The 24,650-nt window shown below is 36.0% G+C and carries 31 protein-coding genes; 20 read left to right on the forward strand and 11 right to left on the reverse strand.

Annotated features, from left to right (window positions below):
- Positions 1–13: 13 nt before the first annotated feature.
- Positions 14–1,246 (reverse strand): anti sigma factor C-terminal domain-containing protein, encoded by a 1,233-nt coding sequence (locus ACPWSR_RS08590; RefSeq protein ID WP_426351271.1) that lies wholly within the window; start codon positions 1,244–1,246, stop codon positions 14–16.
- Positions 1,224–1,733 carry an RNA polymerase sigma factor gene (locus ACPWSR_RS08595; RefSeq protein ID WP_426351272.1) on the reverse strand — a complete coding sequence of 170 codons (510 nt, stop codon included), beginning with the start codon at positions 1,731–1,733 and terminating at the stop codon, positions 1,224–1,226. Before ACPWSR_RS08595 ends, ACPWSR_RS08590 begins: the two co-directional genes overlap by 23 nt.
- 305 nt (positions 1,734–2,038) lie before the next feature.
- Here ACPWSR_RS08595 and ACPWSR_RS08600 point away from each other — a divergent pair, with 305 nt between their 5' ends.
- The 3 genes from ACPWSR_RS08600 to ACPWSR_RS08610 are packed head-to-tail and all read left to right on the forward strand — an operon-like array spanning position 2,039 to position 5,504.
- Complete coding sequence (locus ACPWSR_RS08600; protein WP_426351273.1) at positions 2,039–2,731, forward strand: polyphosphate polymerase domain-containing protein; 693 nt, start codon at positions 2,039–2,041, stop codon at positions 2,729–2,731.
- A gap of 17 nt (positions 2,732–2,748) precedes the next feature.
- Positions 2,749–3,420: a DUF4956 domain-containing protein gene (locus ACPWSR_RS08605; RefSeq protein ID WP_426351274.1), complete on the forward strand. Its 672-nt coding sequence runs from the start codon at positions 2,749–2,751 to the stop codon at positions 3,418–3,420.
- A gap of 17 nt (positions 3,421–3,437) precedes the next feature.
- On the forward strand, positions 3,438–5,504 hold the full coding sequence (locus tag ACPWSR_RS08610) for a CotH kinase family protein (protein WP_426351275.1): 2,067 nt from the start codon (positions 3,438–3,440) through the stop codon (positions 5,502–5,504).
- A 119-nt stretch (positions 5,505–5,623) separates the two neighbouring features.
- Here ACPWSR_RS08610 and ACPWSR_RS08615 read toward each other — a convergent pair whose 3' ends face one another.
- Positions 5,624–6,049 (reverse strand): winged helix-turn-helix transcriptional regulator, encoded by a 426-nt coding sequence (locus ACPWSR_RS08615; protein ID WP_426351276.1) that lies wholly within the window; start codon positions 6,047–6,049, stop codon positions 5,624–5,626.
- Positions 6,050–6,075: 26 nt separating this feature from the next.
- Positions 6,076–7,368 carry a cytochrome c biogenesis protein CcdA gene (locus ACPWSR_RS08620; RefSeq protein WP_426351277.1) on the reverse strand — a complete coding sequence of 431 codons (1,293 nt, stop codon included), beginning with the start codon at positions 7,366–7,368 and terminating at the stop codon, positions 6,076–6,078.
- 167 nt (positions 7,369–7,535) lie between these two features.
- On the opposite strand from ACPWSR_RS08620, the gene ACPWSR_RS08625 reads away from it, so the two are divergent.
- Complete coding sequence (locus ACPWSR_RS08625; RefSeq protein WP_426351278.1) at positions 7,536–7,862, forward strand: thioredoxin family protein; 327 nt, start codon at positions 7,536–7,538, stop codon at positions 7,860–7,862.
- A 50-nt stretch (positions 7,863–7,912) separates the two neighbouring features.
- Here ACPWSR_RS08625 and ACPWSR_RS08630 read toward each other — a convergent pair whose 3' ends face one another.
- Complete coding sequence (locus ACPWSR_RS08630; RefSeq protein ID WP_426351279.1) at positions 7,913–8,623, reverse strand: GDSL-type esterase/lipase family protein; 711 nt, start codon at positions 8,621–8,623, stop codon at positions 7,913–7,915.
- Between the two features lie 543 nt (positions 8,624–9,166).
- On the opposite strand from ACPWSR_RS08630, the gene ACPWSR_RS08635 reads away from it, so the two are divergent.
- Positions 9,167–10,393, forward strand: a complete 1,227-nt coding sequence (locus tag ACPWSR_RS08635) for an MFS transporter (RefSeq protein WP_426351280.1) — start codon at positions 9,167–9,169, stop codon at positions 10,391–10,393.
- Positions 10,371–12,293, forward strand: a complete 1,923-nt coding sequence (gene abc-f, locus ACPWSR_RS08640; RefSeq protein ID WP_426351281.1) for a ribosomal protection-like ABC-F family protein — start codon at positions 10,371–10,373, stop codon at positions 12,291–12,293. Before ACPWSR_RS08635 ends, abc-f begins: the two co-directional genes overlap by 23 nt.
- Positions 12,294–12,373: 80 nt before the next feature.
- On the opposite strand, the gene ACPWSR_RS08645 is transcribed toward abc-f, so the two are convergent.
- Positions 12,374–13,039, reverse strand: coding sequence for a hypothetical protein (locus ACPWSR_RS08645; protein WP_426351282.1), 666 nt, complete (start codon positions 13,037–13,039; stop codon positions 12,374–12,376).
- On the reverse strand, positions 13,032–13,364 hold the full coding sequence (locus ACPWSR_RS08650) for a PadR family transcriptional regulator (RefSeq protein ID WP_426351283.1): 333 nt from the start codon (positions 13,362–13,364) through the stop codon (positions 13,032–13,034). The genes ACPWSR_RS08645 and ACPWSR_RS08650 overlap by 8 nt, the downstream gene beginning before the upstream one ends.
- A 164-nt stretch (positions 13,365–13,528) precedes the next feature.
- Between ACPWSR_RS08650 and ACPWSR_RS08655 the strand changes: the two genes are divergently transcribed.
- Positions 13,529–15,256: a serine hydrolase domain-containing protein gene (locus ACPWSR_RS08655; protein WP_426351284.1), complete on the forward strand. Its 1,728-nt coding sequence runs from the start codon at positions 13,529–13,531 to the stop codon at positions 15,254–15,256.
- 68 nt (positions 15,257–15,324) lie between these two features.
- Here ACPWSR_RS08655 and ACPWSR_RS08660 read toward each other — a convergent pair whose 3' ends face one another.
- The 3 genes from ACPWSR_RS08660 to ACPWSR_RS08670 form a co-directional block, all read right to left on the reverse strand.
- The gene (locus tag ACPWSR_RS08660) at positions 15,325–15,732 is read right to left on the reverse strand and encodes a NifB/NifX family molybdenum-iron cluster-binding protein (RefSeq protein ID WP_426351285.1); all 408 of its coding nucleotides are present in this window, start codon (positions 15,730–15,732) and stop codon (positions 15,325–15,327) included.
- Between the two features lies 1 nt (position 15,733).
- Entirely contained in the window at positions 15,734–16,093 is a 360-nt protein-coding gene (locus tag ACPWSR_RS08665; RefSeq protein WP_426351286.1) for a DUF134 domain-containing protein, read from the reverse strand.
- Positions 16,094–16,199: 106 nt separating this feature from the next.
- A complete protein-coding gene (locus tag ACPWSR_RS08670; protein ID WP_426351287.1) occupies positions 16,200–17,015 on the reverse strand; it encodes an alpha/beta fold hydrolase in 816 nt (271 codons plus the stop codon).
- Between the two features lie 277 nt (positions 17,016–17,292).
- On the opposite strand from ACPWSR_RS08670, the gene ACPWSR_RS08675 reads away from it, so the two are divergent.
- From ACPWSR_RS08675 to aac(6'), 11 genes are all read left to right on the forward strand, one after another.
- The gene (locus ACPWSR_RS08675; RefSeq protein ID WP_426351288.1) at positions 17,293–17,838 is read left to right on the forward strand and encodes a DUF1697 domain-containing protein; all 546 of its coding nucleotides are present in this window, start codon (positions 17,293–17,295) and stop codon (positions 17,836–17,838) included.
- Between the two features lie 75 nt (positions 17,839–17,913).
- Positions 17,914–18,279 carry a DUF4180 domain-containing protein gene (locus ACPWSR_RS08680; RefSeq protein WP_426351289.1) on the forward strand — a complete coding sequence of 122 codons (366 nt, stop codon included), beginning with the start codon at positions 17,914–17,916 and terminating at the stop codon, positions 18,277–18,279.
- Between the two features lie 34 nt (positions 18,280–18,313).
- Positions 18,314–18,796: an NUDIX hydrolase gene (locus tag ACPWSR_RS08685; protein WP_426351290.1), complete on the forward strand. Its 483-nt coding sequence runs from the start codon at positions 18,314–18,316 to the stop codon at positions 18,794–18,796.
- Between the two features lie 117 nt (positions 18,797–18,913).
- On the forward strand, positions 18,914–19,552 hold the full coding sequence (locus tag ACPWSR_RS08690) for a class I SAM-dependent methyltransferase (protein ID WP_426351291.1): 639 nt from the start codon (positions 18,914–18,916) through the stop codon (positions 19,550–19,552).
- Positions 19,553–19,634: 82 nt separating this feature from the next.
- Positions 19,635–20,051 (forward strand): SF0329 family protein, encoded by a 417-nt coding sequence (locus tag ACPWSR_RS08695; protein WP_426351292.1) that lies wholly within the window; start codon positions 19,635–19,637, stop codon positions 20,049–20,051.
- 95 nt (positions 20,052–20,146) lie between these two features.
- Entirely contained in the window at positions 20,147–20,734 is a 588-nt protein-coding gene (locus tag ACPWSR_RS08700) for a GNAT family N-acetyltransferase (RefSeq protein ID WP_426351293.1), read from the forward strand.
- 21 nt (positions 20,735–20,755) lie between these two features.
- A complete protein-coding gene (locus ACPWSR_RS08705; protein ID WP_426351294.1) occupies positions 20,756–21,415 on the forward strand; it encodes a lactate utilization protein in 660 nt (219 codons plus the stop codon).
- 98 nt (positions 21,416–21,513) lie between these two features.
- Positions 21,514–22,107, forward strand: a complete 594-nt coding sequence (locus ACPWSR_RS08710; RefSeq protein WP_426351295.1) for a GNAT family N-acetyltransferase — start codon at positions 21,514–21,516, stop codon at positions 22,105–22,107.
- Positions 22,108–22,196: 89 nt separating this feature from the next.
- The gene (locus tag ACPWSR_RS08715; protein WP_426351296.1) at positions 22,197–22,538 is read left to right on the forward strand and encodes a hypothetical protein; all 342 of its coding nucleotides are present in this window, start codon (positions 22,197–22,199) and stop codon (positions 22,536–22,538) included.
- A gap of 175 nt (positions 22,539–22,713) precedes the next feature.
- Positions 22,714–22,902 (forward strand): hypothetical protein, encoded by a 189-nt coding sequence (locus ACPWSR_RS08720; protein WP_426351297.1) that lies wholly within the window; start codon positions 22,714–22,716, stop codon positions 22,900–22,902.
- An 87-nt stretch (positions 22,903–22,989) separates the two neighbouring features.
- Positions 22,990–23,424, forward strand: coding sequence for an aminoglycoside 6'-N-acetyltransferase (gene aac(6'), locus ACPWSR_RS08725; RefSeq protein ID WP_426351298.1), 435 nt, complete (start codon positions 22,990–22,992; stop codon positions 23,422–23,424).
- On the opposite strand, the gene ACPWSR_RS08730 is transcribed toward aac(6'), so the two are convergent.
- Complete coding sequence (locus ACPWSR_RS08730; protein WP_426351299.1) at positions 23,413–23,796, reverse strand: VOC family protein; 384 nt, start codon at positions 23,794–23,796, stop codon at positions 23,413–23,415. The two genes, aac(6') and ACPWSR_RS08730, sit on opposite strands and share 12 nt — an antisense overlap.
- A 144-nt stretch (positions 23,797–23,940) precedes the next feature.
- Between ACPWSR_RS08730 and ACPWSR_RS08735 the strand changes: the two genes are divergently transcribed.
- Both ACPWSR_RS08735 and ACPWSR_RS08740 read left to right on the forward strand, forming a co-directional pair.
- Positions 23,941–24,189 carry a hypothetical protein gene (locus ACPWSR_RS08735; protein WP_426351300.1) on the forward strand — a complete coding sequence of 83 codons (249 nt, stop codon included), beginning with the start codon at positions 23,941–23,943 and terminating at the stop codon, positions 24,187–24,189.
- Between the two features lie 160 nt (positions 24,190–24,349).
- The gene (locus ACPWSR_RS08740; RefSeq protein ID WP_426351301.1) at positions 24,350–24,622 is read left to right on the forward strand and encodes a hypothetical protein; all 273 of its coding nucleotides are present in this window, start codon (positions 24,350–24,352) and stop codon (positions 24,620–24,622) included.
- Positions 24,623–24,650 lie beyond the last annotated feature (28 nt).

The raw sequence follows: 24,650 nt of genomic DNA on the forward strand, positions 1-24,650 counted from the left end.
TGATGGCTTCCTTTTAATATCCATTTAAATTTGTGCTTAAAGTAATATCGTCTATATATATTCCATTGACATAAGGCTCCTCAAGAAGCTCTAATATAGCCTCTCCAGTACCTTTCACTATTATCCCATAGGTTTTAACTCCATTTTCATTAATATATGACTGGACTCTTTTATAGTAGCTTTCATAATCAATCCCCGTATTTGTCAGGGTATTTAGAAAATCTATATTATCCAGCTGAAAGCTAATCATATCTTTAAAGTGTTCTTCATAGGCTCTGGAGATTGGACCGCTAGTGCCTTCTAAAGTATTCCAGGTATCAAATGCCTTATACTTTTCGTTTATTTTATCATAGTTATTTCGAGAGCTATTAGACAAATACATATTAAAGCCTATCATAGGGTAGGAGCCCTCTGAGGTGTTGGAAATATTTACCCCGGCCCATAGCAAGATAATGCTATTTGTGTATTTTTCATTATAAGGTATCATTGTTAGCTCTTCCAGGGTAAGATAGTGGTCGAAGGAGATATAGGCCCCTACATCAATATAATTTGGGAGCTCACTTAAATATGCTTTTGCTTCTGTAAGTTCATTTTCTCTTCGTTCTTTTTCTATTTTGGCTGCTTCCTCACCATCCTTGGCAAATTCATCTATACCTCTTCTACCATAGATAAAAGCTCCTGGAAAGATGGTATCATAAAATTCATTTCCACCGGCATTGGTATTTTCAATGTATAAGGAGTCTTTTATAAGTTTTCCATCTAATATTTGGAGTTCATTGGTTAAATAATGTTGACTGTAAATACGAATATCATATTTATTTATTCCTGAGTTTGTAAGAGAGGAGCTGTTGTATTTGAGAGTAGGATTATGAAGCTCCATATAAGCATCAAGGCTTACGGATATATCAGGATCATGGGTGGAGTAGCTGTGTTTATCTGGATTATAATAAAGCATGTTAAGCAGTGGCTTGCCGATAAAATTAAATGCTAGTACTAGTATTAATAAAATGCCTATTGTTGATAGGATTATGGCTAGGCTTCTTGTCCTCATACTCTTTTTAATGTTATTTAGTGTTTTATAGTCCTCGGTAGTAGGAGGTGCTTCGGCCTCAAAATCTAAGTCTTCATTATCTAGAAGGTAGTCTGAAATTAATGCGTTTTTTTCTAGCTCTTCTTCTACAAATCTTCTTTCTTCTTCTGAAGCTGTATTATTTTTATATTTCTCAAAGGCTTCTTTGAAATTCATGATCCTTTTCCTCCAATATTTCCTTTAATTTTTTTCTTCCTCTATGAAGGAGAGTTTTAACATTCATGGGGGTTATTTTTGTGAGCTTTGATATTTCAGCTATGGACAGCTCCCCATAATAGAATAAAATCAATACTTCTTTATAAGTATCTGGAAGCTTTGAAATAGAAGTATAAATGTAGTGATTTCTTTCCGTGAGGAGCAGCTTATAATCTAATTCTTCATCTCCGCTTTCTAGAACAATATCCTCAAGGGGCAGCTTGGAAAGCTTTTTTTGCTTCCTGAGGCTATCAATCCATAGATTTCTGCAAACCACCAAAAGCCAGTACTTAAAGCTGGTAGCCTCGTTAAGAGAAACGAAGGCTTTAACAAAGGCATCGGCTATTATATCCTCAGCCTGATCCTTGCTTTTACAAAGGGATAAAGTATATAGATAAGCGGTATTATAGTATTTTTTATATAGTTCTTCTAAGATGTCCTTATCCAAATTCTCTCCTCCCTTCATTTAACAGACGTTTGTGTATATTAAAGGTTTCGCTATATTAAAAGAAAATTTTCTATATAGTATTTATCGTTACTTGGGGTTCTGTTCCTTAAGAAAAGGAATTGAGCCCGGTGAATTTTCATGCTTTGCTATAATTTTCACTTTAATATGTAGAAAACTTCATATTTTCATCACCTATGATTAACTTTATCTGCAGAATAAAGGATTAAAATCAAAATGTAAACTTTATTTAAATAATGAAGGCTTGAAGAGAGAAAATCTTTGGTTACGAGGATGGAGGTGATCAAATGAGTAAAGCAGCTAGGTATAGGCATGAGCTGAAATATGAGATAAGCTATCTAGAATATATTCCTTTGAGACAGAGACTTAGGGCAGTGATGGATAAGGATTCCTATGCAGATACAGAGGGACAATATAAAATTTCCAGTCTTTATTTTGATAATTATAATGATAAAGCCCTGAAGGAAAAGGTGGAGGGAGCACCTAAAAGGGAAAAGTTTCGAATCCGCTATTATAATGGAGACACCTCTTTCATGAAGCTGGAAAAGAAGATGAAAATCAATGGTCTCTGTATGAAGCATTCCTGCAGTATTACAAAAGATGAGTGTGAAAGGCTCCTTTCTGGTGACTACAGCTGGATGCTGGATAGTGGTAGGGGTCTGATACAGGAATTCTATACGAAGATTATCAGTCAGCAGCTAAGGCCGCGAACCATGGTTATGTATACAAGAGAGCCGTATATCTATGACGCAGGGAATGTGAGAGTTACCTTTGATATGAATATATCTACTGGCTTGTATGCCACGGATTTTTTGAAAGGTGATATAGAAGGCATTCCAGCACCTACCGATGGAAGGATTGTCCTGGAGATTAAGTATGATGATTATATGCCTGAGCTTATAAGGGATATAGTTCAAGTAGGAGTTGTGAGGGCAGAAGCTTTTTCAAAATATGCTGCCAGCAGGCAATATGAATTATAATTTAGGAGGAAATAATAATGACTTTTAATGATGTTTTTAAATCCAGCTTTTTGAATAATATAGCTGAATTTTCTATTTTGGATACTACATTAGCAATGGTTTTTGCCTGTGTGGTAGGATTGTTTATTTATTTAGTTTATAAGAGGACCTTCGCTGGTGTTATGTATTCAGCGGGCTTTTCCTCTGCTCTTATAGGGTTAACCTTGATTACCACCTTCGTAATTTTAGCGGTAACCAGTAACGTTGTCCTTTCCTTAGGTATGGTAGGTGCTCTTTCCATAGTACGTTTCCGTGCAGCAATAAAGGAACCCATGGAGATAGTATTCCTCTTTTGGGCTCTAGCCTCAGGAATTGTTATAGGTGCAGGTATGATTCCTCTAGCAGTAATTGGTTCCCTTATAATAGGTATTGTTCTTGTAGTATTTTCAAAGCGTAAGGCCTCAGAAAATCCTTATGTATTGGTATTAAACTGTGATAATGAAGAGGCTGAAAAGGCTGCAGTAAATATGCTTAATAGCGATGTAGATAAATATGTCCTTAAGACAAAGACCATAACAGCACAGGGAATTGAAATTTCAGCAGAAGTAAGGATGAAGAATGCAAGTACCTCATTTATAAGCAAGCTATATGGTATCAAGGGTGTAAAAAAGGCAGTATTGGTTAGCTATAATGGCGAGTATATGTCATAGTATATGAGGTTAAAAATATGAGTAAAGATAAACTCAAGGATCGCCTGGCGATGACTATAGTCAGCTTAGGTCTCGCAGCAGTACTTATTGTAATGGGCTTCTCTGAAAAAATTATAGACTGGGCAGGCAGTGCTGGTCATAGTATGGAATATGAGTCGAAGCTTTTTAATACTGATGAAATAATATCCATAAATATAAAAATGGATGAGGATCAGTGGCAGGAACTTATTGATAATGCCATAAACGAGGAATACTATCGCTGTGATGTAGAAGTAAATGGAGTGCTTTATGAGGATGTGGGTATCAGAGCTAAAGGGAATACCAGTCTTTCTCAGATTTACAGTGATGACACCACGGACCGATACAGCTTTAAAATAGAATTTGATTATTATATAGATGGACAAACCTGTATGGGTTTGGATAAGCTAGTGCTTAATAATAACTATGCCGATGCTACAAACATGAAGGAATATATTACTTATAATATGTTTTCCTATCTAGGAGTTAACGCCTCCCTTTATAACTATGCTGATATCTCAGTAAATGGTGAAGCCTGGGGTGTATACCTTGCCTTAGAAGCAGTGGAGGAGAGCTTTGCCTTAAGAAATTATGGAGTGAGCTATGGTGAGCTTTATAAGCCAGAGACCGCTGGATTTGGAGGAAATGTTAATCAGGAAATGAATAATCCTACTGAAGGAGAAGGAAGCCAGGTAATGCCCGGTGGAATGGGCCAGCAACAGCCATCTGATGGTACTACAGGTGCTACAGTAGAAGGTCAGGAGGATATGAACATACCTCCTATAGAAGGTGGACAACCATTACCTGAGGGCATGGCAGGTGCCCCTACAGAAGGCCAGGGAAATATGAATATGCCTCCTATGGGAAATGGCGAACAGAATCTGAATCAGCCTCCTATGGGAAATTGGGCTCAGCCTCCTACTGGAAATATGGAACAAAATATACCAGGTGGAATGGATCAGGAAAGACCACAAGGAAATGGTGGAGGAAAGTTTTCTGGTGGTGGCAGTGACCTTAATTATATAGATGATGAGGTGGATAGCTATTCTGCAATTTGGGATGGAAATATCTTTGACACATCAAAATCTGATTATAAGAGAGTGATAAAAGCTCTAAAAAACATCTCTGAAGGCAATAAGCTTGAAGAATATATGGATGTTGACAGCGTTCTAAAATATCTAGCAGTGCATACCTTTGTGGTTAATCTAGATAGCTTATCCGGTAATATGGCTCATAATTATTACCTTTATGAGGAGGATGGACAGCTATCAATGGTTCCTTGGGATTATAATTTAGCCTTTGGTGGCTTTAGTACCTCTAATGCTTCTTCTGTGGTGAACTTTCCTATAGATACACCCTTTTCTTCAGGGATAAGTATAGAAGACAGAGAATTCTTTGCGGCTCTACTTGAAAGTGATGAATACTTAGAGAAATATCATGGTTACCTCAATCAGCTGGTAGAGGAGTATGTCTATGGAGGAAGATTTGAAGAAGTTTATAACCATGTAAGGAGCACCATTGATAGTTTAGTAGCTGAAGACCCTACAGCTCTTTACAGCTATGAGGAATATGAGGCGGCGGCTGAAATGCTATATAACACTGTAAAGCTAAGAGCTGAGAGTGTTAAGGGACAGCTTGACGGTACTATTCCATCTACTACAGAAGGACAATCTGCAGATAGCAGCTCCTTGATTGATGCTTCTTCAATTGATGTTAAAGTTATGGGCACCATGAATATGGGTAATGGTGGAGGAAACATCCCTAACTTTAATAATAACCTAGGAGAAGCTCCCGGTGATGAAGAAGTGTTCGATGAAAATTCTGGACAAGTCCCTAGTCAGGAGTCAGATGGAAGCACTGGCTTTCCTGGAGGAGGTATGCCCCCTAACTCTCAAGGAAATCAGAGACCAGAAAGGCCTGGTATGGGATCTGAAGCTGGTTCATCTCAATCCAATACTTCAAGGAGTACTTATAGTAGCGGGGGTATAATAGTAATTTTAGTTTGCCTTGGTGCATTGCTTGGTGCAATGATTTTTGTTAAGAGATATAAGAAAAGGACTGTTTAGAAATAATTAGAGCACTTGAAAAAATTAAATGCCCCTTATGAAGTAAAAATAAAAATAGCCTGTGACAGTAGCTGAGTAAAATCACACTACTGTACAGGCTATTATTTTTCTTATTTGGTTTATTCACTGATGAATATTTCTTCCCTGGAAACCTCTCTTTTACAGCTAGGACAGTGATAGTGAAGCTCAAGGGGTGAGCTACATTCATTGTGCTTAAGCTCCTTATCGCAGTCATCGATATACCTGTTTCCCCATAGAGTTATGGCATTTAAAACATCCTCTAAGGCTTTTCCCATCTCCGTAAGCTCATAGCTGTACCTGGGAGGATGCTTTTGATATAGGCTAGAACTTATCAGTCCAGCCTCCTCCATGGATTTTAGACGGCTTGAAAGGAGGTTTGTGGGTATTCCCTTTAAGCTGTTCATCAGTAGATTATAGGTGTTATTGCCCATAAACAGCTGTTTTACAATGAGTAGAGTCCATTTGTCACCGATAATATTAAGGCTCTGAGCTATGCTGCAGGGCAGGTTGTATAGATTTTTCATGAATATATCTCCTTTAAAAGTGATGTTTATTCAGTTGCCTCTAGGGTTTGCTGTATTACCCTTTCCATTATGTCCTTGGTAAGCATACCAGGAGCATAGCCGTGAATATTACCTTCTTTATCTATAAGATAAGTGGTAGGAAGTGATTGCACATAATATTCATAGAACACATCACCAGTATTATCAAAAAGGATTGGGAAGCTAAGGTCGTTTTCTTCAAGGAAGCTGAGAACTCCTTCCTTATCCGTTTCTCTAGTATTAGGATTTTCAGCAGACTTAGGACTTGCAACACCTAATATAACTACATCCTCACTGTTTTTATTGTATTTTTCATAAAGGGCCTGTATATCAGGCATTTCCTTACGACAGGGAGGACACCAGGTGGCCCAGAAGTTTAAGAATACTACTTTGCCTTTATAATCGGAAAGCTTGTGCTCGTTTCCGTATTGATCTGTTAAGGTGAAGTCAATGGCAGGGGTACTCTCCTCTTCTGCTTCTTCTGGAGCTTCTGGAGTAGCTTCCTGATCCTGTTCCTTTGTAGTGTCACCCTCGCTCTTATCCTCTTGAGAGCTCACTGTAGAGTTTGGAGATACAGAGTTTAAATAGCCTGAAATATTGTTCATCCATCCGGTAAAGGTCATTATTCCCATTAAGACAAGTATAACTCCTCCAACCTTAACGGTGTACTTTATAACCTTTTTGTTTTTCTTAAGGAAGTTTAGCACCTGGGTAGTAAACAAGCCTAAGAGAAGGAAGGGGATGATAAACCCTGCTGAATATAGCAGTATCAGCATATTACCAGCAAAAGCACTGCTGGTTCCTGATGCTAGAATTAATACAGAGGATAAAGCTGGTCCTACGCAGGGAGTCCAGGCAAAGCTGAAGGTAAAGCCCATGATTAAGGCTGTAATGGGATTAACCTTTCTCTTATTGAGATTCACATTGAATCTTCTATTAGTATTTAAAAATTTGAAATCCAAAAAGCCTAACTGGAAGAGTCCCAGCAATATGATTAATATCCCTGAGATACGGGTAAATAGAAGCTGATTTTTGTTGAAAAAGCCTCCTAAGGCAGTGAAGGACACTCCTAGAATAAAGAAGGAGAAGGATATACCTAAAACAAAAAATACCGTGTGCAGGAATACCTTTTTTCTATCATAGGAGAGCTGTCCGTCAGAGGTAACACCATCTGTTGCTCCAGCGAGATAGCTCATGTATACAGGAATTAAGGGTATAATGCAGGGGGAAAAGAAAGATATAATGCCTTCTAAGAAAACAAGAAGAAAGCTTATATTATCTAGTGAAATTAATGACTCCATTGGAAAATCCTCCTTAAGTAAATTAATCTCATTATATAAAATACGGTTGATAATAGCAAGTAACTTTAAAAAATGAAGTTACTTTATTGACTTACCTTTAATCTATTGGAGTAAGGGTGAAGTTTATATATAATAATAGGTAATATAACCGTAAGGAGTGATTACTGATGATTAAGCTTAACTCCAAAGAAGCCGTTGAAGATTTTATTAGAGAAAACACCATGGCAATAATATATTTCACCGGCAGCCAGTGTGGAGCCTGTGAGCTTATAAAGCTTAAGGTAGAGGAAATTATTAAAAGCTTTCCAAAGCTTAAGGGAGGAGAAATAAATGGGGAAGAGGAGCTAGAGCTTGCATCAAGCTATGGTGTATTCTCTTTGCCAACATTTTTTCTTTATGTAGAAGGTAAAGAGACCTTAAGGTATGGAAGAAATATTAATCTCCTGGAGCTTCAGGGAAATATACAGAGATATTATGAAATGCTCTTTCAATGATAATAAAAAATGTAGTACTTATCTCATTAACTGTGATAAGTACTACATTTTTATTTTGAAGCTCTTAAGCTTTGAAATACAGTATTTGCAATATGGCTTGCTCCCTTAGCGTCTGGATGTACTCCGTCAAAGGTGAAGAATTCTGGATGATTGGAAATAGTAGCATTAAGATCTATGAGTCCAATAGCTTCCTCTTCAGACAGTCGTTTTATAGCTTCGGTCATATCTTCTAGAGCTTCATTCCGTATGTCAAATTTCACTGCAGATTCACCGTTTAAAGGAAAGGCCTTAGGAGGGGTTATTATATATATCTGTGGTTTTGTGGGAAGTGCTTTATAGTAGGAAATCAGTGCTTTATAATCCTTGATATATTCATCAACGGAGGTCCAATTGAGCTTTTTAGCATCGTTAGTTCCCAGCATGATAACCACAATATCAGGCTTAAACTCCTGGGATAAATTAAAGCTTTTGTTTGAAATATATGGCCTGTCTCCAGAACTCATAAGGGTATGTCCACTGGCACCGAAGTTCTCCACATAGTAATCCTTACCTAAAAGTCTCTGAAGCTTAATGGGGTATGAGTTCAGCTTCCTTCCTTTTATCCTGGCACCATAGGTTATGGAATCACCCACACAGGCAACCCTCAGTGCATCCTTTTTATGATACACCATTGGTATATAGCTGTTTCCGTACTTATAGCCTACGGTAGCAAGGGCAATTATCAGTACTATTATAAAAATGAGTATTTTATTAATGCTCATATATTATCCTACATCCTTTTCTTTTTGCTGGTTTACAATATATGGTACGGGAATATATTATCAAATACGTCTATTAATAGCAATAAAATTTATAGTAAGGATGTTTTTCGTTCTTTATTCATAAATTAATATGTTGAATATTTTAACAATTAAGCATATAATTATATTGATTGAAATTATTTGAAGAAGGAGGATAGACATGGATTATACAGTTAGTACTTTCAGGTTTAACACAAATAAACAATGGAAATACAGCAGCTCCGTTACAAAAAGTGCAATTTTAGGCTTCAACGGGAGAAGTGCGTCCATTTTTAGAATAAGTACTGACTATTTTGCAAATCCATGATTTTTTATCTTCTATTATGTTTTTATGTTTATGAAGATGCGGACTCAGGGATTAGCTTTGAGTCCTTTTATTTTGTACTGATTTTAATATATGCACAGCTCCCATAAGCCATATTACTCTGACTATTTCTTTCCTTAAGAGATGCAGATTTAGGGCTTATTTTTATTTGCAAAAAGATAATATTGGAGGAGCTTAAAATGGATATAAAAAATAAATTAAGAAAAAACGTATTGTTAAGTTATATATATAGTTTTTTACTGGGGTTAGACATAACCTCCGCAATTTGGGTACTGTATCTTGCTTTTAAGGGTATGTCTCTAGTTCAAATAGGAGCTTTAGAAGCTATTTATCATATTACCAGTCTGCTGTTCGAGCTGCCTACAGGAGCCATTGCAGATGTATATGGTAAGAAGCTTACGGTGGTTTTAGGAAGAGCAGCTTCTGTGGTTAGCTGCCTTCTCATGATTTCCTCTTCATCCTTTTGGGGCTTTGCCTTAGCCTTTGTGATCAGTGCTGCAGGGATGAATTTACATTCTGGAGCTGCGGAAGCACTTTCTTATGACAGCTTAAAGGCATTAGGTGAAGAAGGCTCATACAAAAGAATATGGGGTAAGGTTAATTTTTTAATAGGTACTGCACAAGGGGTGGCACTTATATTAGGAGGAATATTAGCAGATATAAAATTTTTATATGCCTATATTTTAGGAGGCCTTATTCAAGGTGCTGCCTTTATCACAGCTCTTGGATTTTCTGAGCCTCCAGAGGGTGAGGTTAATGAGAGAGGTACCGGCAATTCCTTAATATATCAAGTAAAAACAAGCATAAAGGTCCTTAGAGAGAGAAAGGTAGTTTTATATCTTATATTATTTTCTGCCTTAGTTGGAAGCCTACAAACCACTGTGTTTTTTTACAGTCAGCAGTTTTTTTCAGATATGGGCTATTCAAAGACTGCCATTGCAGTGATCTGTGCTCTGGGGTGCTTCATAGAAGCAGTGACCTCCAGGTATGCTTATAAAATTGAAAAGGTGTTAAAGCTTATGGGGAGCTTAATAATTATAGCCTTGATAAGCGTAGGGTCTTTAGTAGGACTAGGATTTTTCAGGAGCTATTCTATTATATTCTTTCTTTTTATTTCCATAACCGGTGGTGTTGCTTACACGATATTTAGTGCTTATATAAATGAAAGGCTACCATCTGAATATAGGGCAACGATATTATCCTTTGATGGACTATGCTTTAGTCTGTTTATGATAGCTGTCTTTCCGCTTTTTGGTGTCTTAGCCCACAAGCTGGACTTTCATATGACCTTTGGATTATTAGCTCTGCTTTATATACCCGTTTTGGTTCTGCTGACCATTAAGATTAATAAATATTGCAAGAATAGCTTAGGAGATGTTAAAAATGATAGAATTAGCTTTAAATAAATTACAAAAATACTATGGAGCTACCATGGTTTTAGAGGATATAACCTTTGAGGTGATGACTAAGGATAGGGTTGGAATAGTAGGAGATAACGGCTGTGGCAAAACCACCTTATTTAAGATAATCATGGGTATAGAGGGCTATGAAAAGGGGATGCTCACGGTGAGAAAGGGAGCTACCCTGGGTTATCTGGAGCAGATGCCCAATTACCCAGAGGGTTATAGGGTGAAGGATGTATTACAGGAAGCCTTTAAGGAGCTTCTTGAGCTTGAAGGTTCCATGAAGCTTTTGGAGAAGAAGCTCACTGCTGCAGGGGAAGAGGAAGCTGAAAAAATACTAAATAGCTACTCAGAGCTTCAATTAACCTTTGAGGGCTTAGGTGGCTATGAAAGAGAAGAGAAGCTCAGCAAGGTATGCACAGGACTTAAGATAAGTGAAGAGTTTTTAGAACAGGACTTTCATAAGCTCAGTGGAGGAGAGAAAACCACAGTAATCCTTGGAAAAATCCTTTTGGAGAGTCCTGATATACTCCTTTTAGATGAGCCTTCTAATCATTTGGATTTAGAGGCATTAGAGTGGCTGGAGGATTATCTTAAGGAATACAAGGGAGTCGTACTTCTAATTTCTCATGACAGATATTTTTTAGATAAGGTAGCTACAAAGATAGTAGAAATAGAGGATATGGTATCTACCACCTATCAGGGGAACTATACTGCCTATGTGAAGGAAAAGGAAAGACAGCTTCAGCTTCAGCTGGATGACTATGAGGATCAGCAAAAGAAGATAAAGGCTATGGAGAAGTCTATAGCTCAGCTTAGAGACTGGGGTCAGAGAGGAGATAATCCCAAGTTCTTTAAAAAGGCCGCCAGTATGCAGAAGATGCTGGACAAAATGGAAAAGATTCATAAGCCTGTATTTGATAGAAGTAGTATATCCATAAATGCTAAATCAGGTGGCAGGTCAGGAAATGAAGTCGTAGTAATAGAAGGCCTAAGGAAGAGCTATGGTCATAAAACCATATTGAATAATGCAGATTTATTAATCAGGCATGGTGAGGCAGTGAGTCTCATAGGCTCTAACGGCTGTGGCAAGTCTACTTTAATTAAAATGCTATTGGGCTATGAGACGGCGGATTCTGGCCTGGCTGAGCTAGGAAGCTCAACACTCCTAGCCTATCTTCCTCAGAATGTCACCTTTGCTGATAATAATAAAACGGTTCTTGACACCTTCAGAGAGGATATCGTCATGACAGAAGGAAAAGCAAGAGAGTATCTGGCGAAATACATGTTTTATGGAGAAGGTGTCTTTAAGAAGCTTAGTGGTCTTTCAGGAGGGGAAAGGAGCAGACTGAAGCTAGCAATGATTATGTATAACCCAGTGAACCTTTTGATCCTAGATGAGCCTACAAACCACCTAGACATTGGTTCCAGGGAAGAGCTTGAGGAGCTTCTAAAGGCCTTTAAAGGAACAATATTATTTGTATCCCACGATAGACAGTTTATCAATAACATCGCCACGAGAGTTGTTGAGCTCAAGGATGGGAAGCTTTATTCCTATGAAGGGGACTATGAATATTATAGGAAAAAGTCTTTAGAGGTCAAGGCACAAAAACTAGAGGAAGCGGAGAAGGATGACAAAAAAGCTGAAATAAAAACAGATAAGGCTGAGAAGGGACAAAATAACAATAAGGCTTCTAATGGAATGCTATCAGGAAACAGTTTGTGGAGAAAGGAAAAGCTTGAGGGTGAGATAGAAAAAAAGGAAGAGGAGCTAAAGCTCATAGAAGAAGAGATAGAAGCTTTCTCTGATGACTACGAGAGACTAAATTCTTTATATGCAGATAAGATAAAGGCAGAGGGGGAGCTGGAGAAGCTGATGGAGGAGTATTTTACCTATAGTTAGGTGATATAAAAGTTAATTGGTGATAAATAAGCATAGATTTATAACAGTAAGGTGTTAAAAATCTATGCTTTCTTATAAGCTTAAAGAATATAATTAGATATTAGTTTTTGAGTAATAAATATTGCTCCTACAATAATAATTGCTGTTATTAAAGGGATGGTTACTAAGGTGGTATCTAAAAAATATGCATTGGCAATAGCTAGGCTAAGTAGCAACATGAATAAAAGCCATAGCTTTATAAAAGATATGATTTTATTTTCTTTTTTATTTTTAAAGGAATTTTTAATAATGTAATTTACGATTAAGTTAGCAGCGATAATTATAATTAACATGTTAATTATGTCTCCTACAGAAATAGGAAGTACGATAGTATTCTCTCCATTAGCAAGGCCACTAATTAAAAATTTTATTATTGTTATGAAGCCTATTATCCAGATATATGAAAGGTAGGATTCGATTATATCACAAAGCTTTTGAGTCTTAGTTCTTTTAGGCATATTCTCTATAATTTCATCACAGACTTCTTTATAATTGCATCCCATAACCTTCTGGATATCTTCTCCACGGTCCTGTCCATCAAGAATCATCTGAATTAGATCTTCACGAACTAACTCCTGATTATACATAGTCATGTCTGAGCCTCGAAGGTAAACTATCATATCTGTATAGATTTCATTATTGCTCTTAAGTAATTTTTTTTCTCTATCGTTATTTTTTCGGAGCAATTCTTTACACTTTTTATTCATTTACAGCATCCCCCTGTAATAGATTATTTACAGCATAATTTAATTCATTCCAATTGTCTTTAAACTCTACTAATGCTTCTTGGCCTCTTGAGGTTAGTGAATAATATTTTCTTTTAGGTCCGGTACTAGAGTCCTTTAAGGTAGCGCTTATCATTTCATTTTTCTGCAATCTTAATATTATTGGGTATATGGTACCCTCGGATATTTCGCCAAAGCCATATTTTTTAAGCTTTTCTGATATCTCATAGGCGTAGGTTTCCTGCATATTTATGATTTCTAAAATACAGCCCTCCAGCATACCCTTAAGCATCTGCGATGGAATCATTAGTTGTCCTCCTTATACTACCTTGCATAACAAGTTACTAACTATATTGTAATGCAAGGTAGATGGAAATTCAAGGGTTATCTTAGGTTTATTATAATTTTCTAATTTAATATTAAATTCCCAAAACAGTTATGCTATAATTATCATCAATCGGAGGTGAAGTGATGACTATAAAATATCAATTAAATACAGCAAAGTTTCTTCGCCAGCTCTTGGATAGAACTAATGCCACAATTCCTATAGTTAAATATTCTCCTAGCAAGGTGGAATTTGCTGAAGGGAATACTGTGCCTCTACCTAGGAGTTCACCTGAGGAGCAGGGGATATCCTCATCTCTTCTGGAGGAATATTATAGAGAGCTTTATGAAAAAACTGAAGGAAAGCTCCATTCAGCAATGATAATTAAGAATGATAATGTTATAGCAGAGTGTAATTTTTCCCCTTATACCAATAAAGTGTGGCATGAAGTTTTTTCTTTTACTAAGAGTGTTACCGGTCTTGCTATAGGTTTTTTAGTTGAGGAGGGAAAGCTTTCTCTAGATGAAAAGGTGGTTAAGATTTTTGATGAGCAGTCCTCGGCAGTTGTTAAGCTGAAGCTTAGAAATCTCACAGTAGAGCATCTTCTTACCATGACCAGTGGGATAGCCTTCAATGAGGTTGGATCTATTGTTGAGGAGGATTGGATACGGGGGTTTTTAGAGGCTACTCTTAAATTTGATCCTGGTACAAAGTTTAATTACAATAGCATGAACTCCTATATGCTGGCAGCAATAGTAAGGATGAAGACAGGGATAAGCGTTACAGAGTACTTAAAACCCAGACTATTTGATCCCATGGAAATTTACTGCTATCATTGGGAAACATGCCCTAAAGGTATAGAAAAGGGAGGCTGGGGTCTGTATTTACTTCTAGAGGATATGGCTAAGCTGGGAGCTCTTTACCTTAATAAAGGAGCATGGAAGGGAAAACAGCTGATATCTAGAGAATGGATGGAGGCAGCCACAAGTAAAAAGTCAGAGGTAGATGAAGCTGTAAGTCGCTATGATTATGGCTATCATGTATGGGTAGGAGAGAGCCCTAATGCCATTGTTCTTAACGGTATGTTTGGTCAGAATGTGGTGGCTTTTCCTGACAGCGGCATTGTAGCAGCGGTGACCGGTGGAGAAAACTTTATGTTCCATGGCAGTGATTTTTTCAATGTCAGCGAGAAATATCTATCTAGGGTGGAAGAGGTGATGCCAACCTTTTACAGCAGAATAAGCTCAAAGAAGCTTTGTAGAGCTTTAGATGGATACTCTACCAAGGACAGCTATATAGTGAAAAAATCCTTTAAGAGGGAGCTTAAAGAAATTGATGGTTTATCCTATGAATATGAAAATATAGGCTCCATAGGTATCGTCCCTATTCTGGTACAGATGATACAAAATAATTATACCAAGGGTATAAAGACTGTAGCCTTTTCTGTGATAGAAAACAAGCTTTTTATAACCTTCCAGGAAGGAGAAGTCTTTTATAAAATACCTGTAGGACTTGGGAGCTATGAAGAAAGCAAAATCAATGTAAATGATGAGGTTTATCTTCTAAAGGCCATAGGTATATTTGCAAAAAATGAAGATGATCTTCTAACCTTAAAGGTGAAGCTAGTATTTCCTGAGATATCTAATACAAGATTTATTCGCTTTTATTTCAATGGCGATGAGGTTATAAGTCGCTGGAATGAAGAGCCAGGGATAGGCTATGTAGTGAATCTTATGGATACCTTTAACGATATGGAGGGAAAAACAAGTATCTTTGATTTAGTTACAGGAAAGCTAGATAAGGAGCTTATACATCATCTAATAAAGCATGTTTTAGAACCAGAGTTAAAGGGGAGCTTAATAAAGAAATCATAGCTTATTATATAAAGATAAGAAAAAGACAGAGCACCTTAAGCCCTGTCTTTTCTATTCATAAGCTATAATTAATGGCTTCCGCAGCTTCCGTGACCACAGCTGCCATTATGTTCATGGTGGTGATCATGATGATGGTCACCGTGATGATGATTACAGGTTGCATCAGAGTTGTAAGAAAGAGTTCCGGCTAATAATTGAGCTACAGCTTCATCAGCATCTCCTGAAACACCTCCGTATAAAGTAATGCCTGCTGCAGAAAGAGCTGCCTTAGCACCACCACCAATACCTCCACAGATGAGAGTATTAACTTCTAGGCTTTTTAAGAAGCCAGCTAATGCACCATGACCGCTTCCTTCAGTATTAACAACCCTCTCTTCTGCTACTTTATCATTTTCAATAGAGTAGAGCTTAAATTGTTCAGTGTGTCCAAAGTGCTGAAATACCTTTCCATTCTCATAGGTTACTGCAATTTTCATGTTAATCATCTCCATTTTTTATTTGCAATATAGATCTTTTTTTATGACAGTGATTACAGCTACAGCCGAGCTTTTCACCCTGGCAGAGGATATATTCTCCACCTTCTATACGGAGCTCATGACCATTGATAAGACATTCTGCAAGCTTAACTCTCGCACTATTATAAATAGCTTGGGCTGTTGTTCTGGCTACTCCCATGCTCTCTGCACAGGCTTCCTGGCTCATACCATCTAGGTCAATTAATCGAATAGCTTCATATTCATCTAAAGTCATGGTGATAATAGCTATTTCCTTTCCCAGTAATCCTGTGGGACCAAAGCTTCTATTTTTAGGGAGGGAACATATTCTTCTTCTTTTCAATGGCCTAGGCATATTTAATCACCCCATAAAATAATTTTGGCATATGCCATTTATTAATATAATTATAATTTAATTAATGGCATATGTCAATAATACTTTGCTAATATCAACAATTCTTAATAAACTTTATTAATTCATCATTAAACTTATCCTTTTCGTCATAGAAGGATCCATGACCGCTGAATTGGAAGGGGACAAGTTTTGAATTCCTGATATTTTGATTCTGTATTTCCCCTAAACAGAAGGGGACAATCTTATCGTGGATACCGTGAATTATCAAGGTATCAGCCTTTATTTCCTTTAGGTCGGAGAAAAGCACTTCTTTAATCCAGGTTTCTTCAATTGCTGCAGTAGCCCAGCTGGCAGCCTGCAATCCCATATTAAATAGCCAGTCGTTCAGCGGCTCACTGGTATGCTGGAAGAAAAAATTACTTCCAAAATCTCTGAGCATCTGTGGACGATCCTCATAGGTTTCTTCAATCATCTTAAGGACATCCTCCTTGTTAAGCCCACAGGGGAAGTTTGGCCTTTTTATAAGGCTAGGAGCTGCGGCAGCGATAAGCACAAGCTTTGATACACTATAACCCCTATATCTAGCCATATATCTTATGGCTATTGCTCCTCCAGTAGAGTGTCCTGCTAATACAAAGCTCTTAAGCTTTAGTGCATCCACTACTGCCCTTACATCATCTGCTAGTCTGTCATAATCATAGCCCTCAAAAGGCTTGTCTGACATTCCAAAGCCTCGTGTATCTATACCTATGCAGCGATAACCCATTTTGGGAAGCACATTAAACTGATACTCAAAGAGTCGGTGGCTAGCTGGCCACCCATGGAGAAATAAAATTGTTTCTTCTCCTCTAGGATTTAAGTCCTCCACATATATTTTAACCTCTGGTTCTACCATAACGTAGTAACCCATTTAAAGCCTCCAAAAAAATAGTATATATCTAGGATATTCATTGAGATGGTATCAGTGAAGAGATAAGCGCAAAATAAATGAGCTTTACCAAAAGATAATTCACCATTCAATTAACTTACACATCATAATATAGTAAATGACAAAATATAGGTGATTATTATCTTTCCAGTTATTGTAAAGGAGTTATGTATATTATATTATTATAGGATAAGGAAGCTTTATATAAGCTGGTGGTATTGTTAAGTCCTTGTAGTCTATAGCTAAAGGAGGGAGATTAGTGATATACGTAGCACTGCTGAGAGGTATTAATGTTGGTGGTAATAATAAAATTTCCATGAAGCTTTTGAAGGAAACCTTCGAAAGAGCAGGCATGGAAGAGGTAATTGCATATATAAATTCCGGTAATGTAATATTCAAAGCCACAGATTATAGAATTAATGAGCTTTCAGAGCTTTTGGAAAAAGCAATACTAGAGGATTTTAGCCTGGATATTAAGGTTTTGCTTAGAACTCATGAGGATTTTGAAAGGCTCCTAGCTATGATTCCTGAGGATTTGAGCAATGATGGTTCTATGAAATGTGATATTCTTTTTCTCTGGGAGGATATAACTCCTCAGGAGCTTATTGATCAAGTAAAGCCAAAGGCTGATATAGACACGGTAATATCCTCTGATACGGAAGTGATTTGGGTAGTTTCTAGAGATAATGTCACCAAGAGCAAGCTTAATAAGCTTATAGGGACAAAGGCTTATAAGAAGGTAACTGTTAGGAATATAAATACTACAAGAAAGATATACACATTAATGAACTCTATTATGAACTGATGAACACTATAAAATGATAAAGGAGTATTTAGTGAGAGTTTAGTACTACAAACACTATCTCACTAAAGATAAAATATGAAAATAAATATAATAAAAGAAAATAATACTGAGATTGCTGTTTTAGATAGCAGCGATATACTTATAAATGATGTACAGTCGGCATTAGATCTTATAGCAACTGTAGGATGGGAAACTGGCTGTTCCCGTATAATTATAGATAAGTCATTGATAAGTGAAGAGTTTTTTGATTTGAAAACAAAGCTTGCAGGAGAAATACTGCAAAAGTTCATTAACTATCATGTGAACATAGCCATTGTAGGTGATTTTTCTGTATACACAAGCAAGAGCCTTAGAGACTTTATATATGAAAGCAATAAAGGAAGGAATATATTTTTCCTGCCTGATGAAAAGGCTGCTATTGATAAATTGAGCAAGGTATAAGCTTAAAACGGAAAAATTAAGGGGAGATAAATTAATGGCGGATTGTGGATTCTTAAATAATAGCGGTTGGTTTAGGTATCGTGCTGCAGCTATCATAATTGAAGAAGGGCATGTACTCATGGTTAAAAATGATAGGGATCCATACTACTACTCTGTGGGTGGAGGAGTGCATCAAAATGAAACTGCAGAAGCTGCAGTCTGTCGTGAGGTTCTTGAGGAAACTGGTGTAGAATATGAGATTGAACGCTTGGCGTACATTCACGAAAACTTTTTTATTGGCACAGAAAACCTTGAAGGGGTACCTTGTCATGAGGTTGCCTTTTATTTTTTAATGAAACCACGAGGGACACGGGAATTGCCAATCAGTAACAGCCATGGTATTCATGGTGATAGAGAGCATATGGTTTGGCTCCCTGTAAAGGATTTTGATAATTTTTATGCTTATCCAAGTTTCTTTGCAGAAAAGCTGTTAAATATGAAAGAGTCAGTGGAGCATGTTGTTACAAAGGAATATTAAGCTTCTGATTATCTAGAAATATATGATATTGTTGTTTCATAGGGTAATATTGGCAGATAAAGCGGTAGCAATATTTATAAATGAGAAAATGAAAGACGAGAGGAGATAGGATATTATATGTTCGATAACAAAGATTTTGATTTATGGGCTGATGGATATGATAAGAGTGTAAATTTAAGTGATGATAATAATGAATATCCATTTGCGGGCTATAAGGATATTCTTAATATTATTTATAATAAGATACGTGAAAAGGATAAAGGAACAATATTAGATATTGGAATTGGCACCGGCACTCTAGCAAATAAACTGTACAGAGATGGATACTCGATATATGGTATTGATTTTTCTGAGAGAATGATTGAAATAGCAAAGGAAAAAATGCCATATGCACAATTGTATCAATATGATTTTTCTAAAGAACTGCCCTCAGAGTTAGATAATATTAAGTTTGATTATATAATAAGCACTTATGCCTTGCATCACTTAAATGATAAAGAGAAGGTAGAGTTTATCAATAATCTCACTGGCTACTTAAATGATGACGGTGAAATAATCATTGGTGATATAGCCTTTGAAACTAGAGAGAAGCTAGAAGAATGTAGATTGAAAGCAGGAGAACTATGGGATGATGAAGAGTATTACATAGTTTACGATGAAATTAAGGATAAATTTCAGACGGTGAACATATCCTTTATTCCAATACATCATTGTGCAGGGATTCTATATTTGCAGGACAACAGAAGGTTGCGGTAACTTTATAAGTTCATGGATAAAGGAAAAGTTTCTATAGCCTTTGTGATAGATAGAAATGTGAAGATTTTTTAGAGGTGAAGCAATGTGGAGCAAGACTAAAAAGCATTTGCAAGGTTTCTTGTGTACTTCATTAAAGGAAAGAGTGGATTTTTTCTGTTCTAATTATAGAATTCACGATGGAATTGGAAGAACGTATATAACTGTTGATGGAAACGAAGTCTATAATATGTGCACACTGAAGAGGGATTATTACCAACAGCCAAAGGAAGGTGTATATTCCCAAGTGGAGTTTATTGAAGCAGTAAATGAATATCTAAATTCCCCTATAGAAGCTTTGATAAAATCAAATAATACATTAATTAAAATATTGGTTATCTTAGATAGAAGAGTTGGAAAAAGAACATTAAGAAATATGGGCGATACAATAATCACTGAAGAAGAAATTGTTCAATATTTTTATAGGTTGAGGTGTGATGCAGAAGGGATTAAGGAGTTGTAGAGCAGTCGCTTTTGTATTGCTTGTTATGGTGGTTTTTGTAAAAAAATATGGGAGTATATGGACAGACTATAATTCCAGAGTCATAGGAGATAATAATGATAATAAGAGAATATAGAGATGAGGATAATCTTCAGTGGGTGAGATGTAGAGTTTTATCCTTTTTAGACAGTGCCTATTTCGATAACGTCCTTCGTGAAAAGGAGTCTTATTCAAATCCATCAATTGAATTAGTTGCAGAGGTTGATAATAAGATTATAGGTTTTATAGATATAGAATATGAAAGAAAAATAGGAGAGGTTTGTCATAAAACTAATGAGCTTGGTGGAGTGATCTGGCATTTAGGAGTATTACCGGAATACAGGAAATTAGGAGTTGGAAGCCTATTGTTATCAGAGGCAATTAATGGGATAAAAGGCACGGGAGTAAAGAGGCTTCAAGCATGGACAAGAGATGATAAGTGGGTAAATGATTGGTATAAGGATAGGGGCTTTATCTGGAAGGAATCATATCTTCATGTATATGCTGAGGATGTAGAATGTGATAAGGCTGTCCAACCTATGATAAATAAGCTATATGTTTGTGGCACCTTTTCTCATTATATCGGTGAAGATAAAGAGTTTATCAAAAACTCCTTCAAAAGAGTACATGAGTGTAATTTATATGAATTGTATATAGATGGATAGCTTTAGAATGATTGTGTTTACTTGAAAAACTATATTTCTTTGAAACTGAAGAGAGGACATGCTGAAATGGATGTTGATATAAAGGTGTTAAAAGAAAATTTTCGATTGCGAAATATAGAGGTTGAAGCTTTCGACAGCTTAAATGAAATTAAAGCATATATATTAAATATAATACCCAGCAATTCCACCATAGGAATTGGACATTCTCTTACTCTACAAAAAATGAATATTACTCATCTGCTATCAGAGAGAGGTAATATCGTATATGATAAGGAGCTTTCAAAAAGCAGAGAAGAAAGACAAGCTGTAAAAAAGAAAGCTCTTATAGCTGATTGGTATATAACAGGCTCTAATTCTATATCTATTGATGGCAGAATTGTTAACATAGATCATAGTGGTAATAGAGTAGCTGCAATTACCTTCGGACCGGACAAGGTGATAATTGTAGTTGGAAAGAATAAAATTGTTAATACCTTAGAGGAAGCCATAAAGAGAGTGAAAAATGTAGCCTGTCCTTTAAATGCAAGAAGGACAGGCTTGAATCCTCCCTGTGCGACTCTTAATAGATGTGTGGACTGTGTATCAATGGACAGGGTATGTAATACTCTTTCAATAATAGAAGGGCAATCAGAGACGGGTAGAATAAAATTACTTATAGCGAATGAGGATGCTGGATATTAATATTTGTGTATTACTTCATAGAGTCAATACACCTATCCACTATTCTAGTATAAATTTAAAACGTCTTCATTTAATTTGTGGTAAAAAGGAGCATGGCTATGGAGATAAAAGGAGAATCTATTATACTTCGAGATTATGTAGAATCAGATATTGATGATGATATATACTGGGAAACTGTAGAGACTGAATGGAAGTTTTGGGACTCACCTTGGGATTATTATAATCAAGAGCCCTTTGATCCCTATAAATTCCGTGAAAAGAAGCTTAAAAGACTCCGTGAGCAAAAGGACGAAAATCGAATAAGAAGAACCTTTGAAATCTCCATAAATAATAAAGAAAAGACTCATATAGGTGGATGCGGTTCCTATAATATTGATGATAATTACTGCTATACAAAGGGTGATGGAAAATGTACCATAGGTGTAGCTATTTGTTCTGTTAATGCACGAAGAAAGGGCTATGCTACCTCTGCGCTAAAATTATTTATATATTATCTTAAGTCAAAAGGAATTAATGAGATTTATACCCAAACCTGGTCAGGAAACTATAGAATGATTGGTCTTGCTGAAAAGTTAGGCTTTGATGAGTGTAATAGAGAAAAAATTACACAAGATGTTAAAGGGAAGTATTATGATAACTTGACCTTTAAATTATCTATTGATGATTTTATCAAAAAACATCCTTTAGTTTGAAATTATAAAGCTTCTTATTAATCAGTTGTTTATATGAGATATTTTTGGGACAAGATAATCTATAGATATAAAGTGTGAGGGGGAGAATTATGGATAAAGTATTTTCAGAAATAAAGCTATTCCAGGTAAAGCCTTCAAGGATCGATGAGTTTGAAGAGATGGTTAAAAAGATGCAGGACAAGCAAAGGGAGCAGAAAGGCTGCACTGATATAAAATACTTAAAAAGATTTTATACCTTTGATACTATTGATACTCCACCAAGAGAATTAACAAAGATCATTAAGTGTGTAAAATACTATTCATACTGGGAATTTGAAAATCTTGAGGCTTATCATGAAGCAACGAAGTGGTTTTTTAGTAGCTTTTGGAAGGACATAATAAAGCTGCTTATTGCTCCCTTTGATATTAACTGTGGAGAAAACATAGTATAATATGGACTGTTGATTCATTCATGTTGAATACTGGTAAAATTTATATATATGCACATTGAAGTATGTGCATATTTTTTTGTTGTAAAATAATGCAAAATTCGACATTCTTATTGATTCTTGTTACTATATATGTCAAAATATATTGTTGAAGTTAATATGGAGGAAGGATAAACAAATGAAGATAGTTTTAAGACACACATATTATGATTTTATGAAAGAATTCAATAGTAAGACTGAGCTCGTTGGAGCTTGTATTGATATGAAGGAACATCAGGGATTAAAATACTCAGATAGCCAAATAAAAAAAATGAAGATTTGTGAGCTGGTTGAGAATTTTTATAGAACCTTTAGAATTGAAGAATAGAAAATAGGAGACACTGCTTAGTGTCTTTTTTTATCCCCAATATTATGGTAAAATGTTCTAAAACATTTGCTGAAAGGGGTGCTATTATTGATTAGACAGGCTACTGCTGAAGATAGCGCTATAGTAGCTGAATTAGCTATGCTATTATGGCCAGATAATAATTTTGATTTGCTTGAGAAAGAGTTTCAGAAGGTTAATGCTGAGGAAGGAGTTTTTATTTTTCTAGAGAAAGATATGGCCGTGGCTTTTGCTCATTGCAGCTTGAGGCATGATTATGTAGAAGGAACAGAAAGCAGCCCAGTGGGGTATTTAGAAGGTATATACGTAAAGGATGAATATCGTAATAAAGGAATTGCCAAGAAGCTTGTAGCAGAATGTGAAAAATGGGCTAAGGAGCAGGGCTGCAGTGAATTTGCCAGTGACTGTGAGCTGGATAATACTGATAGCTTAAAATTTCATTTGAAGATTGGTTTTCAGGAAGCAAATAGAATAATAGCCTTTACCAAAAAGCTATACCGTTAATTCAATTTGATTTCCTTCAATTCCTATTATGCAGCTTTCATAATAGCCATCGCCAGTGGTTCTCGGACCGCTAACTACCCTATAACCCTGGGATTTTAATTCTTGAGTCAAGGTATCAACCTTTTCCTTGCTACCCACACTGAAGGCTATGTGAATATATCCAGTACGCTGAAGGCTTTTTTCATCATCTACCAGGTGAGGCTTGTTCATGATTTCCAAGCGAGCTCCATTATCAAAGGATAGAAAGTACGACTTGAAATTAGTTTTTTGATTATGGTATAAATCATTTGATTTTGCTCCCAGATATTTGATGAAAAAATACCTTGTTTTTTCTAGATCATTTACATACATTGCAATATGCTCTATATACATAATTACCTCCCTTTCACTCATTTTTCTTGAGTATAACACTAACAACATACTTTTAAAACTATATAATCATAAAACCTAGTAGTTATGTCCATAATAAAGCTATGGAAAATATTCTAAGGTATATTTAGATATAAGGAGGTTATTATGAACGCTGACCAGCAGAAGTTTTATGATTATGTCATGGATAAGGTTATGGATAATAAACGGGAGGAACTCAAGGAGGTTCTAGCAGAATGCTTTAGAAAGATGGGAGAAAATCAGCTTTCAAAGGGTGATATTGAAAGTACAGCGGAAATTCTTACTCCTCTTTTAAGACCAAAATACAGAGATGAGGTCAGAAATGTCATGCTGGATTTTGCCGATGACTTCAGAAAGCAGGTTGGAAATAAATAATGAGATAAAAAGAATCCTTATAACTAAGGGTTCTTTTTATTTTTAGTTAATGAATCTCATTTTCTTAATAGTTAAAATGATTATAAGTTAAAAAGTAAATTTTGGAATATATTGATTATTTGGGAAAAATAGGATTATAATAAATATAGGAGGTGGTTATATGTTTCTAAGTATGCTAACTTATCTAATTATTTTTATATTTGGCTCTTATACAGGCTTCAGATCAGTGAAAAAGCTAAAACCCTTTTATTACGATAGTATTTTTATAGCCTTAGCTATAGTATTTTTATTCATAGGAGTAGGTACAAGAATTGTAGGTATTTTTTCCTATGAGATTTATTTTTCTACTACTTTCTTTTGGTTCTTTATGGGAAATTTCGTAGGGAGGCTATATAAGAGAATATCATTAAATAGAAAGAGCGTAAGAGGATAAATCTGATTACAGCTAGAACAGTAACTTT

The organism is Alloiococcus sp. CFN-8 (assembly GCF_049943125.1).
Lineage (GTDB): Bacteria > Bacillota > Clostridia > Clostridiales > Clostridiaceae > JAEXZL01.